Below are 14,901 nucleotides of genomic sequence, written 5' to 3'. Positions count from 1 at the left end.
GCCGGTTCCGGTTGTCGTCGCGCCGTCGCCGCCGGCCGCCCCGCTGACGCAGTCCGCCGCGGCGGAACCGGAGGTACCGGTGGCGGCTGCCGCGCCGATGGCTGCGCCCGAGCCGGCGGCCCCGCCCCCGCCGGTGGTCGCCGAGTCCGCGCCGGCCGAAGCGGCGACACCTGCCATGTCGGTGTCCGATGTCGTTGCCCCCGAGGGAGTTCCGGCACCGGCGGCGCCGCCCGTCGCCGAGGTCCCGGCCGCGGCTGCCGCAGAGATCCCGGCCGATGTGCCTGCCCCGCCCGTCGACGCGGCGCCCATCGTGCACGCCGCAGCCGTCCCCGCCCCGCTGCCCGGACCCGCGGTGCCGGTGGTGCCGGTACCGGCCCCTCTTGCCGCGCCCGCCGTCCCGGTTCCCGTCGTACCCCTGCCCGACGCGGTGTCCGGTCTGCCTCTGCTTCCTGCGAGCCTGCCGGTTCCGCAGGACCTGGTGTGCGAGGGCACGGCATGGTGACCGGCGTCTGATTGCCGCACTGACCGATCGCCGGTGTCGGCAGCGTCACGTCAGCGTCGGGATCGTGACGTTGCCGGTGCGTTCAGCGCCAGATCCTGGGCAAATGGCCCCTCGGTGTGGTGATTCACCCCCATGTTCGCCGGATACCGGGTTACTGTCTCGGGTGGCGTAGGAACTGACACTGGGAGGATATGGATGAGCGCCTATCAAACCGTGGTGGTCGGCACGGACGGCTCGGATTCGTCGTTGCGTGCGGTGGACCGTGCCGGTCAGATCGCCGCCGGGTCGGGCGCGAAGCTCGTCGTCGCGACCGCCTACTTCCCGCAGAGCGAGGACCAGCGCGCCGCGGATGTCCTGAAGGACGAGGGCTACAAGATGTCGGGCAACGCCCCGATCTACGCGATCCTGCGGGAGGCCCGCGATCGCGCGAAGGCGGCCGGCGCCGAGAGCATCGAGGAGAAGGCGGTGGTCGGCGCCCCGGTCGATGCGCTCGTCGATCTCGTCGAGGAACTGGGTGCTGATCTGCTGGTGGTCGGCAACGTCGGTCTGAGCACCATCGCCGGACGTCTGCTGGGATCGGTCCCCGCGAACGTGGCGCGTCGGTCGAAGTCCGACGTGCTGATCGTGCACACGTCCTGACAGACCGCAGAACGAGAAAACCCTGGGCCGGCACGCCGACCCAGGGTTTTTCACGTCTGCGTGCGATCAGGTGGCGGACGCCTTCGCGATCGCGGTGATCGCGGCGTCCAGCGTCGCGTTGAACTGCTCGTCGCTCTGCTGAGCCGTCAGCCCCTCGGTGAGCGCGCGGGAGAAGCTCGCGATCACACCGTGGTTCGCCGCCAGTTTCTCGCACGCCTCGTCGCGGTCGTACCCGCCGGACAACGCCACCACCCGCACCACTTTCGGGTGCTCGACCAGGTCGCGGTAAAGGTTGTCCACGCTGGGCAGCGTGAGCTTGAGCATCACGGACTGACCGTCGTCGAGGCGGTCCAGAGCCTCCAGCAGCGCGGCCTTGAGCTGGTCCTCGGCCTCCGCCTTCTGCGGGCTGTGGATGTCGACCTCGGGCTCGATGATCGGCACCAGGCCCGCGGCCAGGATCTGCCGGCCGATCTCGAACTGCTGATCGACCACGGCCTGCAGCCCGGCGCCGGGCGCCTTGATGACCGACCGCATCTTGGTGCCGAATACGCCCTTGTCCCGGGCACGGGTCAGCAGGTCATCGAGGCCGGGGATCGGTTTCATGACCTGGGCGCCGTACTTCTCGTCGGCCAGACCCTTGTCGACCTTCAGGAAGGGCACGATGTGCTTGACGTTCCAGAGGTAGTCCGCAGTCGGACGTCCGTCGACGTCGCGGTCCATCGTGTCTTCGAACAGGATCGCGCCCAGCACGCGCTCGCCGTCGAAACTCGGGCTCGTGATGATGCGGGTCCGCATCTCGTGCACCAGGTCGAACATCTGGTCGTCGCCGGAGTAGGAGTCCTCGGCGATGCCGTAGAGCTTCAAGGCCTTGGGCGTGCTGCCGCCGCTCTGGTCGAGCGCGGCGATGAAGCCGGTGCCACGTTGCACCTTGGTGAACTGATCGGTGTTCATGTTCCCTTCCTGATGGTCCCCGGCAGGAGCGCGGTCACCAACCGCGCTCACGCCACTCGTCCAGGTGCGGACGTTCGGCTCCGAGGGTGGTGTCGTCGCCGTGTCCTGGATACACGACGGTCTGATCTCCGAAGACGTCGAACACCCGGCTGGACACATCGCCCAGCAGCTGCTCGAAGTCGCCTTCCTTCCAGGTCTTGCCGACGCCGCCGGGAAACAGGCAGTCGCCGGTGAACAGGTGCACGCGCTCGTTGCCGTCGTCATCGCTGTCCGCGCCGCGCAGCGCGAGCGCCACGGAGCCGGGGGTGTGGCCGCGCAGATGGACCACGTCGAAGTGCAGGTCCCCGATGTCGACGCTGTCGCCGTCGGCGAGCAGCCGGTCAGGCGTGATGGGCAGCGGATCGGCGTCCAGGCGATGCGATGCGGTGGTGGCCCCGGTGGCGTCGACCACCTGCTCGAGGGCCAGCCAGTGGTCCTGATGTTGATGGCTGGTCACGATCAGAGCCAAGCTGGGGGCGTACCGGTCCAGCAGTTCGAGCAGGATCGGGGCGTCGTTCGCCGCGTCGATGAGCAGCGTCTCACCGGTGCGGGAACAGGTCACCAGATAGGCGTTGTTGTCCATGGGGCCCACCGACACCTTGACGATCGATGCGCCGGGAAGCGTGCGTCGCGCCGCCGTGCGCGGCTCGACGTGGCCCGTGTAGTTGTCGTCGACGACGGTCATGGTGACTCACGTTACTGAACGTCGCGGGGCCTGCGCCGCCACCGCGGGTGAAAGCTGTCGGTGGGTCGACCTAGCATGGTTTCTGTACTGCGCCCGTGAGGCGCATCGGGCACGTTTTCTTGTCGGAGGGAAAGGACACCGTGGCTGACCGCCTAGTTGTCAAAGGTGCCCGGGAGCACAATCTGCGTGGCGTCGATCTGGACCTGCCGCGCGACGCGATGATCGTGTTCACCGGGCTGTCGGGCTCCGGCAAATCGTCGCTGGCCTTCGACACGATCTTCGCCGAGGGGCAGCGCCGCTACGTGGAGTCGCTGTCGGCCTACGCGCGCCAGTTCCTCGGTCAGATGGACAAGCCGGACGTCGACTTCATCGAGGGCTTGTCGCCTGCGGTGTCGATCGACCAGAAGTCGACCAACCGCAACCCGCGGTCGACTGTGGGCACCATCACAGAGGTCTACGACTACCTTCGTCTGCTGTATGCCCGCGCCGGCACCCCGCACTGCCCGGTCTGCGGGGAGCGCATCGCCCGTCAGACGCCGCAGCAGATCGTCGACCAGGTGCTCGCGATGGACGAGGGTCTCCGATTCCAGGTTCTCGCGCCCGTGGTCCGTACCCGCAAGGGCGAGTTCGTCGACCTGTTCGACAAGCTGAACACCCAGGGCTACAGCCGTGTTCGCGTCGAAGGAGTGGTGCACTCGCTGACCGACCCGCCGAAGCTGAAGAAGCAGGAGAAGCACGACATCGAGGTCGTGGTCGACCGCCTGACGGTGAAGGCGTCGGCCAAGCAGCGGCTCACCGACTCGGTCGAGACCGCGCTGAACCTCGCCGACGGCATCGTGGTGCTCGAGTTCGTCGACCGCGAGGACGATCACCCGCACCGTGAGCAGCGGTTCTCCGAGAAGCTGGCCTGCCCCAACGGTCATCCGCTGGCCGTCGACGACCTGGAGCCGCGGTCGTTCTCGTTCAACTCCCCGTACGGCGCCTGCCCGGAGTGCACCGGGCTGGGCATCCGCAAGGAGGTCGACCCCGACCTCGTGGTGCCGGATCCGGACCTGACGCTGGCCGAGGGCGCCATCGCCCCGTGGTCGATGGGGCACACCGCCGAGTACTTCACCCGGATGCTGGCCGGCCTCGGTGACCAGCTCGGGTTCGACGTGAACACCCCGTGGAAGAAGCTTCCGGCCAAGGCGCGCAAGGCGATTCTCGAAGGCTGCGACGAGCAGGTGCACGTGCGGTACAAGAACCGCTACGGCCGCACCCGGTCCTACTACGCCGACTTCGAGGGCGTGATGGCGTTTCTGCAGCGCCGCATGGAGCAGACCGACTCCGAGCAGATGAAGGAGCGCCTCGAGGGCTTCATGCGCGACGTGCCGTGCCCCGAATGCAACGGCACCCGTCTCAAGCCCGAGATCCTCGCGGTGACCATGACCGCGGGCAGCTTCGGCGCGAAGTCGATCGCCGAGGTGGCCGAACTGTCGATCGCCGACTGCGCCGACTTCCTCAACGCGCTCACGTTGGGCACCCGCGAGGCCGCCATCGCGGGCCAGGTGCTCAAGGAGATCCAGTCCCGGCTGGGGTTCCTGCTCGACGTCGGGCTCGACTACCTGTCGCTGTCACGGGCGGCAGGCACGCTCAGTGGTGGTGAGGCGCAACGCATTCGGCTCGCCACTCAGATCGGGTCGGGTCTGGTCGGCGTGCTCTACGTGCTCGACGAACCGTCGATCGGGCTGCATCAGCGCGACAACCGGCGGCTGATCGACACGCTGGTGCGGTTGCGCGATCTGGGCAACACGCTGATCGTCGTCGAACACGACCTCGACACCATCGCCCACGCCGACTGGGTCGTCGACATCGGCCCCGCCGCGGGCGAGCACGGCGGCCAGATCGTGCACAGCGGCACCTACCAGGACCTGCTGAAGAACCCGGAGTCGATCACCGGGGCCTACCTGTCGGGCAAGGAGGAGATCGAGGTCCCGGCGATGCGGCGGGTCCCCGACAAGAAGCGTCAACTCACCGTCGTCGGTGCGCGCGAACACAATCTGCGCGAGATCGACGTGGCGTTCCCGCTCGGCGTGCTGACCTCGGTGACGGGCGTGTCCGGTTCGGGCAAATCCACTCTGGTCAACGACATCCTGGCCTCGGTGCTGGCCAACAAGCTCAACGGCGCGCGCCTTGTGCCCGGTCGGCACACCCGCGTCAATGGCCTGGACCACCTCGACAAGCTGGTGCGGGTGGACCAGTCACCGATCGGGCGGACCCCGCGGTCCAACCCGGCGACCTACACCGGGGTGTTCGACAAGATCCGGACGCTGTTCGCCGCGACGACGGAAGCCAAGGTCCGCGGCTACCAACCGGGCCGATTCTCGTTCAACGTCAAGGGCGGTCGCTGCGAGGCGTGCTCGGGCGACGGCACGATCAAGATCGAGATGAACTTCCTGCCCGACGTGTACGTGCCGTGCGAGGTGTGCCAGGGTGCGCGATACAACCGCGAGACGCTCGAGGTGCACTACAAGGGCAAGACCATCGCCGAGGTGCTCGACATGTCGATCGAGGAGGCCGCCGAGTTCTTCGCGCCGATCAGCTCGATCCACCGCTACCTCAGGACGCTGGTGGACGTCGGGCTCGGGTACGTCCGGCTGGGTCAGCCGGCGCCGACGCTGTCGGGCGGTGAGGCGCAGCGCGTCAAGCTGGCCTCGGAACTGCAGAAGCGGTCCACGGGCCGGACCATCTACATCCTCGACGAGCCCACCACGGGGCTGCACTTCGAGGACATCCGCAAACTGCTGACGGTGATCAACGGCCTTGTCGACAAAGGCAATACGGTCATCGTGATCGAGCACAACCTCGACGTCATCAAGACCTCCGACTGGATCGTCGACATGGGGCCCGAGGGCGGTTCGGGTGGCGGGACCGTGGTGGCCACCGGCACCCCCGAAGACGTGGCCGCGGACCCGGCCAGCTACACGGGCCACTTCCTCGCCGAGACGCTCGGCGTGCAACGGGCCAGGCCGAAGACCCGCAGCCGCCGCAAGGTCAGCGCCTGACCGTCGCACCTCTGCTCAGCGGTGAGGGAAACCTCGGGTTGATCCGGACGCCGTCGAGCCATGCCGTCAGCTCGTCGGCGCGCGCCTCGAGCGCCGAGGCCGCCCGGCGGCCCACCTTCTCGAGCAGGGCCAGCTCCACCCGGCCGGCGGCGTCCTGACGCCAGGCACCGACGATCCGGCCGTCCACCCACACGGTCGGACCGGCGTTGCCGTTGCGGTCGAACACCTCGGCCCGGTGCGGGCCCACATACCAGTCCCGATCGAACCAGCCCATCGTCGTGGGGTCCAGCGACGGCAGCAGGGCGCACCACGGTCCGGGATCCGGATCGTCCTCGTCGTCGGGCAGCACATACCCGAGCGCCCCGTCCAGCTGCACTTCTTCGGCATCGATGGCGGACAACGCTTTTCGGGCCCAGGTCAGGGTGCCGCCGAACCACCACTTGACGTCGGTGAGGGTCGCCGGCCCGAACGTCGCCAGCCAGCGCTGCACCAGCGCGGCACTGGCGGTGTCGGCGTCGGCGCCGTCGTCGGGCGGTAGCCAGTCCCCGGCCGGCACCCACCGCGGACGCGACGTGATCCAGCCGCCGTCGTTGGGACCGCGCACGATGTCGCCGCGCGCCGAGAGCACCGTCAGCACCCGCGGGGCGAGATGGCTCTCACCGCCCCACGTCTTCCCGGGGGCCGGATCGTAGGTGCCGTGCAGCTCCGGCAACGCCTCCCGGAGCTCACGGGCACTGCACGGGCCCGAGACGCGCAGGTGGCGCAGCGCCGCGTCCCCGGCCCTGGCCAGCCAGGCCAGCCCGTCGGCGGCCACGCCGGCACGTTCCACATCGGCGGCGAGCCGCCGGGTCTCGTTGGCCGCCACCCGGTCGCTGGCCGCGGCCTGCACGGCCGGCATGTCCGCCGGCCGCACCACCCACAGCGTCCTGCGCATCGCCAGGTGTTTGACCATGGTGCGGTCCTCATACAGCGCAGCGTCCAGATCTGCCGAGGTGAAGTCGGGCAGCCGCGCCCACAGCGACAGGTACGGAGTCACCGGATCGGTGGCATGCAGCGCGACGAGGCGTCCGGTGACATCGGCCGCCGACGCCGACGCGGCGACCGGGCTCAGAAGGTGGCGGCGCGCCAGACGCGCGCGGCGCTGCTCGACGGTGAAGGTGCGCATCGTCTCCCGACCGTAGCCAAAGTTGGGATCGGTAGCGGCTGCCCACGCCTTGACTTCCTCCCAGACGACGCCACCGAGGCGGAGTACGACGAAGGGAAGCAAACGATGAAGCGAGTTGCCGCAAGTGTGATCGGTCTGGCCGCGGGCGCCGCCATGCTGGTGGGCTGCTCCGGCGACAAGGACGCCGCCCCCAGCTCGGGCACCCAGAGCTCGCAAGCCGCCACCGCGCAAGTCGCCCAGGGCGGCACCACCGAGGTGAAGGTCGACGGCGCGGATCTGGCCGGGCTGGACCTGAACTCTGTCACCTGCGTCAAGCAGGGCGGCAAGATCAACGTCGCCAGCGGCGCGATCGGCGGCCAGCAGGGGCTGGGCATCGTGATGACCGACGCGGCGCCTCCGGTCGTCGAATCGCTCGGCATGGTGGTCGACGGCAATGCGCTCGCGGTCGCCAACGCCATGGGCGCCAAGAGCGGTTCGGCGGAGGTCAAGGTCGACGGCGACCGCTACACGATCACCGGCGAGGCGGTGGGTGCCGACATGAGCAACCCGATGGCCGGCATGATCACCAAGCCGTTCACCGTGACCGTGACCTGCAGCTGAGCGAGGCCGGGCAGGGGAGCGGCGGACGCCCCCGACGCGTCCGTCGCTCCCTATGATGACGCGGTGACGATCGAGCAGGACCTCGACCGGGCTCGTCACCTGGCATTCGCCGCCGATGAGGGCGCGGCGAAGGACCTGCTGCTGTCTCTGATGCCGCGCATCGAGCAGGTGGACCGCGACGACCTGATGCTCGAGGTGTACGCGCAGCTGGGCGAGATCTACCTGATCCGAACGGCGTACGACGGGGTGACCGAATGCCTGACCCGGATGCGCGACTGCCTGCGCCACTACACCGCGACGCCGCCCGCAGACGCGCCGGTCGGCCACATGATCCGGCGATACCGACGGCGCGTGCTGTTCCTGCAGACCGGGCTGGCCGCCGCACACGGCGATCACGAATCCGCCGCGCTCTCTTTGCAGGCGCTCATCGGCGATGCGACCACGGCCGACGACCTGCGCGACGAGCACGACTATCTGATCACGCACGCCCGGATCCTGTGCGCCGTCGCGCTGTGCGACGACGACCTGCATGTGCAGTCGTTGCCGCTGTGGCAGGAGGTGCTCGACGTGATCTCCGGACCCGGTGACGCCACGCTGTTCTCCGACGCGCTGCTGGTGCTCGGGGGCACCGGATACGGGCGATTCTGCGTGGAGACGGGGCGCCTGACCGAGGCCGAGCCGTGGCTGCGGCGGGCGGGTGCGCGGGCACGGGCGCGCAGCTGGCGGCTCGCGACCGCCCGTACCCAGCTGGAGCGCGCCACGGCGGCGTGGGCCGCGGGAAACCGGCCGCTGGCACAGGATCTCGTGCACGAGGCGTACCCGGCCATCGCCGAGCACGCCCGCGCCCACGACGTGTCGCGCTGCTGGCTGTATTTCGGCCTGCTCAGCATCTCGGTCGGCGCCTACGACGACGCCGACGAACGGCTCAGCCACGCCGAACGGCATTGGCGGGAACTCGGCCGCCCCCTGCACATCCATCGAATCCTGCTGCAGCGCAGCTGGGTCGACATCTTCCGCGGTGACTTCGCCGCCGCCACCGAGCGCGTGAACGAGGCCCGGGAACTGCTCGAGGGCTGGCCACGGCACAGCTGGCTGCAGTACGCCCGGCTCGACGACCATCTCGGCTCACTGCTGCGCGCCGAGGCGCTCGCCGACCCCGCCAACGCGGGCGACGCGTTCGCCCGCGCCGCCGAACTGAAGATCCCCGCGGCGCTGGCGGTCGACTCCGTGCGGTACACGCTCGCCGACGCCGATGCCCGGATGCGGTGGGCCACGCACGTCTCCGCGCGGATGCTCGCCGGCGCCTTCGCCGTGGCCTGGGAGTCGGGTGACACCGAACTGCTCAGCGAGCTCATCGAATACCACTGCGCGCGCGGCACGTTCATCGCACCCGAGGGGGAGACGGCCGCCTGGGCCGACACCGCAACCGCAGCGGTGCCCGTCGACGAGGCCGACGAGTACGCATTGGTCGCCTCAGGTCACGGCGCACTCGGCGCGGGCCCGCTCACCCGGCTCGGCGCCCTGCCGCCGCTGCGAATGGAACCCGACGGCGCGCCGGTGCTGAGCCGGTACCGCGAACTCGCGTTCGCCCGCTACGGCCGACAGGTGACCGCCGGGGACGACGAGTGGTCCACATGGCCGTGACGGGCGCAGGCCCCATCCTGGTGCTCCGCTACGCCGACGTCGGCGTCGCGACCTACGGCAGTCTGCGCGTCGTCGGGCGCCGCGACACCACGGTCACGTGGGTGATCGACGAGTCGGCGATGGCCACCGTGCACGATCTGCTGGCCGATGCGCTGCCGGATCCACGCGCGGGCGAGAACATCCTCGACGCCGTCGAACGTGCCTTCGCCGCAGGCTCATTAGCGACACCTGCCGCCGAGCGCCATCTCGCAGAGGTGCTCGGTGAGACGCTGATCCCCGAACCGGGGTGGCGGCTGCTGACCGAACAGGCCACCACGCCCGACGCGGTGGCGTTCGTGGCGCCCACCGCGCGCCTGGCGCGGGTGCCCTGGTCGGTTCTCGCCATGCCCGCCGACGGCCGACGCCTCATCGACGTCATCGACATCCTGTTCGCCGCGCCGCCCAACATCGCCAACGCCCCGCGCCGGCCCGCGCCGTGGCGGCGCGACGGGGCTGCGCTGCTGGTCCTCGATCCACGCGTGCCGGGTCAGCGGCCCGACTCCGCGCTGGGTTCGGTGCTCGGCCGGCCCGATCCGACGACGCCGGTGGCCCGCCACTTCGCCGATGTTCTGGCGCATCGTCGCGTCCTGCCCGAGGTGGGGTCCGCGGTGGAGCTGTTCCGCCGGCCGCAGGCCGACCGGGGCTGGCTGGCAGCCCAGTTGCGGCAGCAGCCGAGCCGACTGTTGTTCGTCGGCCACGCGTCCGCCGCCGACGGCGACGTCGGCCACGCCGACCGCGCCGCCCTCCATCTGGCCGAGCCCGAGGCGCTGACCGCCGCGGAACTGATGGCGTCGACGCTGCCGATACCCGCCCGGGTGGCGCTGCTGGCCTGCGCCTCGGGCGGGGACTACCGTTTCGACGAGGCCACCGGCCTGGTCGCCGCGGCGATCCTGGGCGGGGCCGTGCTCGTGACGGCGACGCTGTGGTCGCTGCCCACGACGGCGGGCTACCGCCGATTCTGCGGCGCCCCAAGTGAATCCGCAGACCCGATGGCCGAGGTGGTCGTCGCGGTCGACACCGCGCACGAGGCGAACGAGGCCGGCCGCGCGGTCAACGCGTGGCAACGCGCACAGCTGACCCGCTGGCGGGCCGGCGACGTCACGGCGAGCCCGCTGTACTGGGCCGCGCTGGCCACCTTCGCCGTGGACGGTGCCCGGTGACCGCTAGCGGCGCGGCATCCGCACGGCGATCGAGGTCTCGTCGCCCGGGCGGTAGAAGGTGTCGATGATGGTGCCGGGGGTGAAGTCGGCCAGCGCAGACTCGGGGATCAGGGCGGTCTCGCGGACCGCGAACTGGCCGCCGTCGGTCCGGCTGACGATGACGTCGAGCTCGACCTCACGGCAGCCGTCGCTGACCTCGCCGGTGCACCGCAGGCCGACCACGACGCCGCGCGACTTGACCATCGCGCTGCTCGGCACCAGCAGAACGGCCGCGGTACCGGCGATCAGGAAGCAGAAGAACAGGAGGGGGAGCACAGTCGGCATGCGAACAGGGTCGATGCGCGCCTCGGCTACCGAGCCCAACTTCTATCCTGTTCCGGTGAGCGCGGGCACCGAGGCCACCGAGACTGTGGCCGTCCGGCGGCCGCGCCGTGCGGTGATCGACGCCGCCTGGCGCGCGATCGGCGCCGGGGTGGAGCCGCTCAGCGCCGACGACGGCGCGCCGCTCACCCGCACCGTGAAGCGGATCATCGATCCGCTCGTGCTGCGGCTGCGGGTGAACAGCCACTACTCCGCACCCGTCGTGGCCCACGACGTCGCCGCCGAGATCCACCGGGCGATCGTCGAGCAGGCCGGGACGCTGCGGGCGACGGCGTCCTGGTTCGAGGTACTCAAGCGCGAGCGCCGACGGCTGAAGATCACCCACGGCAACGCCCAGGAGCTCTACTTCCCGGTGTGTTACGAGCTCGCGGTGACCCTCGGTGCGGCGGCTGACGCCGGCGACGCCGAACGGGCGCTGCGGGAGATCCATGCCGAGCGGGACCGCACCGCCGCCGACGTACTCACCCTGCACCTCGCGGATCCGGACGTCGTCGCGGATCTGCACGCCCAGCTCGCGCGCGCCTGGGCGGACGTGCGCGCCGGTGGCGAGATCTCCGGACCGTTCCTCGCGGGCCTTGGCACGGTGCTCGGCGACGCCGCCGGGCACACCGCATCCGTTGCGCGACAACGGGTGTGGTCGGCGCTGGTCGCCGATGCGACGCCGTACAACTTCGGCGCCGCCGCGCACTCCGGCGGCTCGGTTCTGCCCTGGTCGCTGGTGGACCTCGGGCTGTCGTCGGTCCAGCCGCAACGGTGCCCCGAGGTGTCGCGGGAGACGCGTCCGGCCGAGCGGGAGCGCCCGCTGGACCGCACCGTCGCAGACCGGGTGCGTGCGACGCTGCGCCGCGGGATGGATCGCGACGAGCTGCCCGACATCGCGCTGCTGTGCGCCGAGGAGGTCGATCGGTCGTGCGCGCCGTGGGGTCTGCTGGGGGAGGACAAGCAGGCGACCCTCGTCGCGGGTATCGAGGTCGCGACGGATCTGGCGCCGCTGGATCCGGCAGCGCGGCCGCGGCATGCGCTGTCCGACCGCATCCAGGCCCGGTTGCGCAAAGAGGCGTACGTGCTGCACGCGCGGCGCTACCTCGCTGACGGCGCCGCGGTGCACGCCCGGCAGCAGCAGGTCATCGACGAGCTCGCGACGTTCCGCAGGCCGTACCTGAGCCGGTTGTGGGCCCGCCTGCACGGCCGTGACGTCTGGCAGGAGCCGTGCACCGACGTCGACGACGTCCGCAGACTGCTCGACGGTGTCGCCCGGTCGGTGAGCCTGGACCACCGTCAGCGCATCAAGGCGATGCTCGGAGCCGACGGGCCGACGTCATGAGGTTCGCGCACCGGTCGGGTCTGTGGACCACGGGGCCCGATCCGGAGCCGCCGCCGTTGACGGCGGTGCTCGAGGTCTCCGGGGCCGTGCTGGCGAGCACCGTCGACGACCCGTCCGGGCAGGCGCAGCTCACCCTGATCGATCTGAACCGTGCGGACTGGCTGTGGCGGCTCGTCGGTGCGGCCGGGCACGGCGCCCTCGTGGCTGCACTGGGCGACGCGCCGGCCGAGGAGGACGTCGAGATCGATTCTTTTGCAGTGGATCCCGCGACAGTGAGCGTGCTGCGGCGGTTGGCGCTCGGGCACTGGCTGCGGCGGTGGTGGCCGGCCAGCCGGCGCGACGGCATCGTCGATCTCGATGCCGCGCTGCTGGACGGCGAGCTGGCCCTGCTGACCACCGCGGCGCACGAGTTCTTCGACGACGACTCCTTCGAGGACGTGGCGGGACTGCTGCGCCCCCACGGTCCGCGGCTGAATGCGCTTGTTCACCATGATGATTCGCGTATCGCCGCGCTCGCGCGGTCCTGCGTCGAGCTGGCCGAGGACTCCGGCGTGCGGATCGGGGGAGACGTCGAGGCGGCGGGGCGGCGCGACGACTACGCGCTGGCCGCCGGGGCCGGTGACGCAGCCGGCGCGGGCATCGCGATCGCCGACGGCCGGTCCTCGGTGCCGTGGTCGGCGGTACCGCCGGGAGTGTTCGACGCCGCCGAGGACACGGTCCGGTGGTGGGTGGCAGCCGATGGCGACGTGGTCGGCGTCGCCGTCCGCGCCGAGGTGTGGGGCGCTCGATCACCCGCGGGGATCGCGGTGCGGCTGCGCTCGGGTGCGGTGCACGGTACCGGCACGCTCGACAGCGGCGGTGCGGCGACGGTCCCGCTGTTCGATGGGGATCGTCCGCTCTCGGTGGACGCCGCGTGGGACCACGACTGGAACGGGGCTTCGGTGACGGTGGGTGCGGAGGTGGCGGAGTCCCGGCAGGCACGCGAGCGGGCCAGGGCGTTCGCGAGGACACGGCTGCGCACCCTCGGCGACGACGCGTTCCTGGCCGAGTCGGTCGCCGCCGACGCCGACTACTGAGCGTCGCCCTCGTCGTCGCGCATGGACTGCCGGATCTGCGCCAGCCGTTCGGCGGCCGCGCGCTGGCGGGCGTCGTACTGCTCGGCCGCCGTGCGCCCCTCAGGTGTGTCCGCAGCCAGTTCGGCAGAGCCGAGTGACGTCGCGTAACGGTTCTCGATCTTCTCGCGCACCGCGTCGAACGTCGGTACCCCGTCGGCGCTGTAGCCGGTGTCGGGTGTGGGGCTGGGATCCTCCGGCATGGCGTCCACGCTACCGCCGCGCGCTACCGCGCGGCCGCCGTTTCCACCGGCGTGGCATGCGGCGCGGACGGCAGCGACACCGGTGCGACGCCGGGGGTCCCGATCGTGCTCGCCAGCCAGGGCAGCGCGGCGGCGAACGCCGCTGACGCGAAGGGCCAGTCGTGGTTGCCCGGTTGGCTCACCACGGCGCAGTCGATGCCCGAACGGCTCCCGAGTGAACACAAGGAGTCGGCCGCCACCGCCTGCGCGTTCGGCTTCGCCGCGCCGGACCCCGGCACCGCGCCGTTCACGTCGAACCACCCTTGGACACCGTGGTAGGGACCGTGCCGGGTGATCACCGTCGTCGGATCGAAGGACGCGTAGGCCGCCGCGTCACCGCCGAAGAGCCGGTCGACCGTCTGGGCGCGGTCACCGGAATTCGGCGCCAGATCGCCGGCGATGTCCTCGAACGCGCTGAACATGTCCGGATGCATGACCGCGAGGTCCACCGCACACGTGCCGCCCATCGACCAGCCCACCACACCCCAGTTCGCCGCGGCGGTGCTCACCCCGAAGTTCGCCCGCATGAACGGCACGACGTCGCGGGTGAGGTGGTCGGCCGAGCGTCCGCGGGACCCGTTGACGCACTCGGTGTCGTTGTTGAACGCCCCGCCCGGATCGACGAACACGACGACGGGTGCGAACCCGTGGTGCGCGGTCGCGAAGTCGTCGAGGGTCTTGATCGCGTTGCCGGCGCGCATCCAGTCCGCGGGCGTGTTGAACTCGCCGCCGATCATCATCACGGTCGGCAGCGCCGGCGGCGGATCGCTGGCATACCAGGCCGGCGGCAGGTAGACGAATTCGCCGCGGTGCCTGAATCCCGATGCGGTACCGGGGATGGTGACGGCGACGACGCTGCCCTTGATCGGGATCGTGTGGTTGCGCTGCATCGCCGCGACGGTCACCTGGTCGGTCTGGTCGGGCAGCGGGCCCGCGGTGAGTTGGCTCCACGCGGTCTGCACGGTGGGGAAGTAGCCGGTCCAGAGGTTCAGCGCCAGCGCCGCCGACAGCGCGCACAGCGGGACCGCGGTGAGCGCCACCGCCCGGCGCCACCACTGCGCATTGCGCCACCCCGACACCAGCACCGCAACGGAGATGCCCGACAGGGCGATCCACACCCACAGGGTGTGGGGGGCCGGGTTGGTGTCGTCGGCGACCCCGGCCGTCTGCGTGTACCAGTACGCGGCCACCGCCAGCATCACCCCGATGACCGCTGACCAGGGCAGCCAGATCAGCCGCCAGCGCCGGGTGCGCCAGCCGATCGCGGTCACCAGGGCGACCAGCGCCAGGACCTGCACGACGACGGGCAGCCACCCGTGCATGAGCGACAGGTGGTGGTGCAGGGAATCCGTGAAGTTCCCGATGAAGGTGCCC

Annotated in this window: 13 protein-coding genes and 1 pseudogene; 8 read left to right on the top strand and 6 right to left on the bottom strand. The window is 70.8% G+C overall.

Annotated features, from left to right (window positions below; genetic code table 11):
- Both MCHUDSM44219_RS30110 and MCHUDSM44219_RS27895 read left to right on the top strand, forming a co-directional pair.
- Positions 1–502: pseudogene (locus tag MCHUDSM44219_RS30110) on the top strand (hypothetical protein); the annotation flags it as partial.
- 195 nt (positions 503–697) lie between these two features.
- Positions 698–1,141 (top strand): universal stress protein, encoded by a 444-nt coding sequence (locus tag MCHUDSM44219_RS27895; RefSeq protein ID WP_048421529.1) that lies wholly within the window; start codon positions 698–700, stop codon positions 1,139–1,141.
- 66 nt (positions 1,142–1,207) lie between these two features.
- Here MCHUDSM44219_RS27895 and MCHUDSM44219_RS27890 read toward each other — a convergent pair whose 3' ends face one another.
- The gene (locus tag MCHUDSM44219_RS27890; RefSeq protein ID WP_048421528.1) at positions 1,208–2,092 is read right to left on the bottom strand and encodes a fructose bisphosphate aldolase; all 885 of its coding nucleotides are present in this window, start codon (positions 2,090–2,092) and stop codon (positions 1,208–1,210) included.
- A gap of 34 nt (positions 2,093–2,126) precedes the next feature.
- Complete coding sequence (locus MCHUDSM44219_RS27885) at positions 2,127–2,816, bottom strand: MBL fold metallo-hydrolase (RefSeq protein ID WP_048421527.1); 690 nt, start codon at positions 2,814–2,816, stop codon at positions 2,127–2,129.
- Between the two features lie 140 nt (positions 2,817–2,956).
- Here MCHUDSM44219_RS27885 and uvrA point away from each other — a divergent pair, with 140 nt between their 5' ends.
- Positions 2,957–5,860, top strand: a complete 2,904-nt coding sequence (gene uvrA, locus MCHUDSM44219_RS27880; RefSeq protein ID WP_048421535.1) for an excinuclease ABC subunit UvrA — start codon at positions 2,957–2,959, stop codon at positions 5,858–5,860.
- Here the strand turns inward: uvrA and MCHUDSM44219_RS27875 are convergent.
- Complete coding sequence (locus MCHUDSM44219_RS27875) at positions 5,850–7,025, bottom strand: winged helix DNA-binding domain-containing protein (protein WP_048421526.1); 1,176 nt, start codon at positions 7,023–7,025, stop codon at positions 5,850–5,852. The two genes, uvrA and MCHUDSM44219_RS27875, sit on opposite strands and share 11 nt — an antisense overlap.
- Positions 7,026–7,130: 105 nt before the next feature.
- On the opposite strand from MCHUDSM44219_RS27875, the gene MCHUDSM44219_RS27870 reads away from it, so the two are divergent.
- The 3 genes from MCHUDSM44219_RS27870 (at position 7,131) to MCHUDSM44219_RS27860 (ending at position 10,468) form a co-directional block, all read left to right on the top strand.
- Positions 7,131–7,625 (top strand): lipoprotein LpqH, encoded by a 495-nt coding sequence (locus MCHUDSM44219_RS27870; RefSeq protein WP_048421525.1) that lies wholly within the window; start codon positions 7,131–7,133, stop codon positions 7,623–7,625.
- Positions 7,626–7,688: 63 nt separating this feature from the next.
- Positions 7,689–9,269 (top strand): ATP-binding protein, encoded by a 1,581-nt coding sequence (locus tag MCHUDSM44219_RS27865; protein WP_048421524.1) that lies wholly within the window; start codon positions 7,689–7,691, stop codon positions 9,267–9,269.
- Positions 9,260–10,468 carry a CHAT domain-containing protein gene (locus tag MCHUDSM44219_RS27860; protein ID WP_048421523.1) on the top strand — a complete coding sequence of 403 codons (1,209 nt, stop codon included), beginning with the start codon at positions 9,260–9,262 and terminating at the stop codon, positions 10,466–10,468. The genes MCHUDSM44219_RS27865 and MCHUDSM44219_RS27860 overlap by 10 nt, the downstream gene beginning before the upstream one ends.
- Before the next feature lie 3 nt (positions 10,469–10,471).
- On the opposite strand, the gene MCHUDSM44219_RS27855 is transcribed toward MCHUDSM44219_RS27860, so the two are convergent.
- Positions 10,472–10,792 carry a hypothetical protein gene (locus MCHUDSM44219_RS27855; RefSeq protein ID WP_053081413.1) on the bottom strand — a complete coding sequence of 107 codons (321 nt, stop codon included), beginning with the start codon at positions 10,790–10,792 and terminating at the stop codon, positions 10,472–10,474.
- A 13-nt stretch (positions 10,793–10,805) separates the two neighbouring features.
- Here MCHUDSM44219_RS27855 and MCHUDSM44219_RS27850 point away from each other — a divergent pair, with 13 nt between their 5' ends.
- Together MCHUDSM44219_RS27850 and MCHUDSM44219_RS27845 are read left to right on the top strand one after the other, a co-directional pair.
- On the top strand, positions 10,806–12,173 hold the full coding sequence (locus MCHUDSM44219_RS27850) for a hypothetical protein (RefSeq protein ID WP_048421522.1): 1,368 nt from the start codon (positions 10,806–10,808) through the stop codon (positions 12,171–12,173).
- Positions 12,170–13,249, top strand: a complete 1,080-nt coding sequence (locus MCHUDSM44219_RS27845; RefSeq protein ID WP_048421521.1) for a hypothetical protein — start codon at positions 12,170–12,172, stop codon at positions 13,247–13,249. Before MCHUDSM44219_RS27850 ends, MCHUDSM44219_RS27845 begins: the two co-directional genes overlap by 4 nt.
- Here the strand turns inward: MCHUDSM44219_RS27845 and MCHUDSM44219_RS27840 are convergent.
- Both MCHUDSM44219_RS27840 and MCHUDSM44219_RS27835 read right to left on the bottom strand, forming a co-directional pair.
- On the bottom strand, positions 13,243–13,488 hold the full coding sequence (locus MCHUDSM44219_RS27840; RefSeq protein ID WP_048421520.1) for a hypothetical protein: 246 nt from the start codon (positions 13,486–13,488) through the stop codon (positions 13,243–13,245). The two genes, MCHUDSM44219_RS27845 and MCHUDSM44219_RS27840, sit on opposite strands and share 7 nt — an antisense overlap.
- A 23-nt stretch (positions 13,489–13,511) precedes the next feature.
- Entirely contained in the window at positions 13,512–14,849 is a 1,338-nt protein-coding gene (locus MCHUDSM44219_RS27835) for an alpha/beta hydrolase (protein ID WP_048421533.1), read from the bottom strand.
- Between the last annotated feature and the right edge of the window lie 52 nt (positions 14,850–14,901).

It is taken from the genome of Mycolicibacterium chubuense, from assembly GCF_001044255.1.
GTDB lineage: Bacteria > Actinomycetota > Actinomycetes > Mycobacteriales > Mycobacteriaceae > Mycobacterium > Mycobacterium chubuense.
The sequence above is the reverse complement of the archived record's forward strand: the minus strand, read 5'-3'. Positions and strand labels throughout refer to the sequence as shown.

Bases quoted from the DNA above. Each gene is read 5' to 3' on its own strand.
- MCHUDSM44219_RS27895 (WP_048421529.1), top strand. From the start codon at position 698: ATGAGCGCCTATCAAACCGTGGTGGTCGGCACGGACGGCTCGGATTCG.
- MCHUDSM44219_RS27890 (WP_048421528.1), bottom strand. From the start codon at position 2,092: ATGAACACCGATCAGTTCACCAAGGTGCAACGTGGCACCGGCTTCATC.
- MCHUDSM44219_RS27885 (WP_048421527.1), bottom strand. From the start codon at position 2,816: ATGACCGTCGTCGACGACAACTACACGGGCCACGTCGAGCCGCGCACG.
- MCHUDSM44219_RS27875 (WP_048421526.1), bottom strand. From the start codon at position 7,025: ATGCGCACCTTCACCGTCGAGCAGCGCCGCGCGCGTCTGGCGCGCCGC.
- MCHUDSM44219_RS27870 (WP_048421525.1), top strand. From the start codon at position 7,131: ATGAAGCGAGTTGCCGCAAGTGTGATCGGTCTGGCCGCGGGCGCCGCC.
- MCHUDSM44219_RS27860 (WP_048421523.1), top strand. From the start codon at position 9,260: ATGGCCGTGACGGGCGCAGGCCCCATCCTGGTGCTCCGCTACGCCGAC.
- MCHUDSM44219_RS27855 (WP_053081413.1), bottom strand. From the start codon at position 10,792: ATGCCGACTGTGCTCCCCCTCCTGTTCTTCTGCTTCCTGATCGCCGGT.
- MCHUDSM44219_RS27850 (WP_048421522.1), top strand. From the start codon at position 10,806: ATGCGCGCCTCGGCTACCGAGCCCAACTTCTATCCTGTTCCGGTGAGC.
- MCHUDSM44219_RS27845 (WP_048421521.1), top strand. From the start codon at position 12,170: ATGAGGTTCGCGCACCGGTCGGGTCTGTGGACCACGGGGCCCGATCCG.
- MCHUDSM44219_RS27840 (WP_048421520.1), bottom strand. From the start codon at position 13,488: ATGCCGGAGGATCCCAGCCCCACACCCGACACCGGCTACAGCGCCGAC.
- MCHUDSM44219_RS27835 (WP_048421533.1), bottom strand. From the start codon at position 14,849: ATGCACGGGTGGCTGCCCGTCGTCGTGCAGGTCCTGGCGCTGGTCGCC.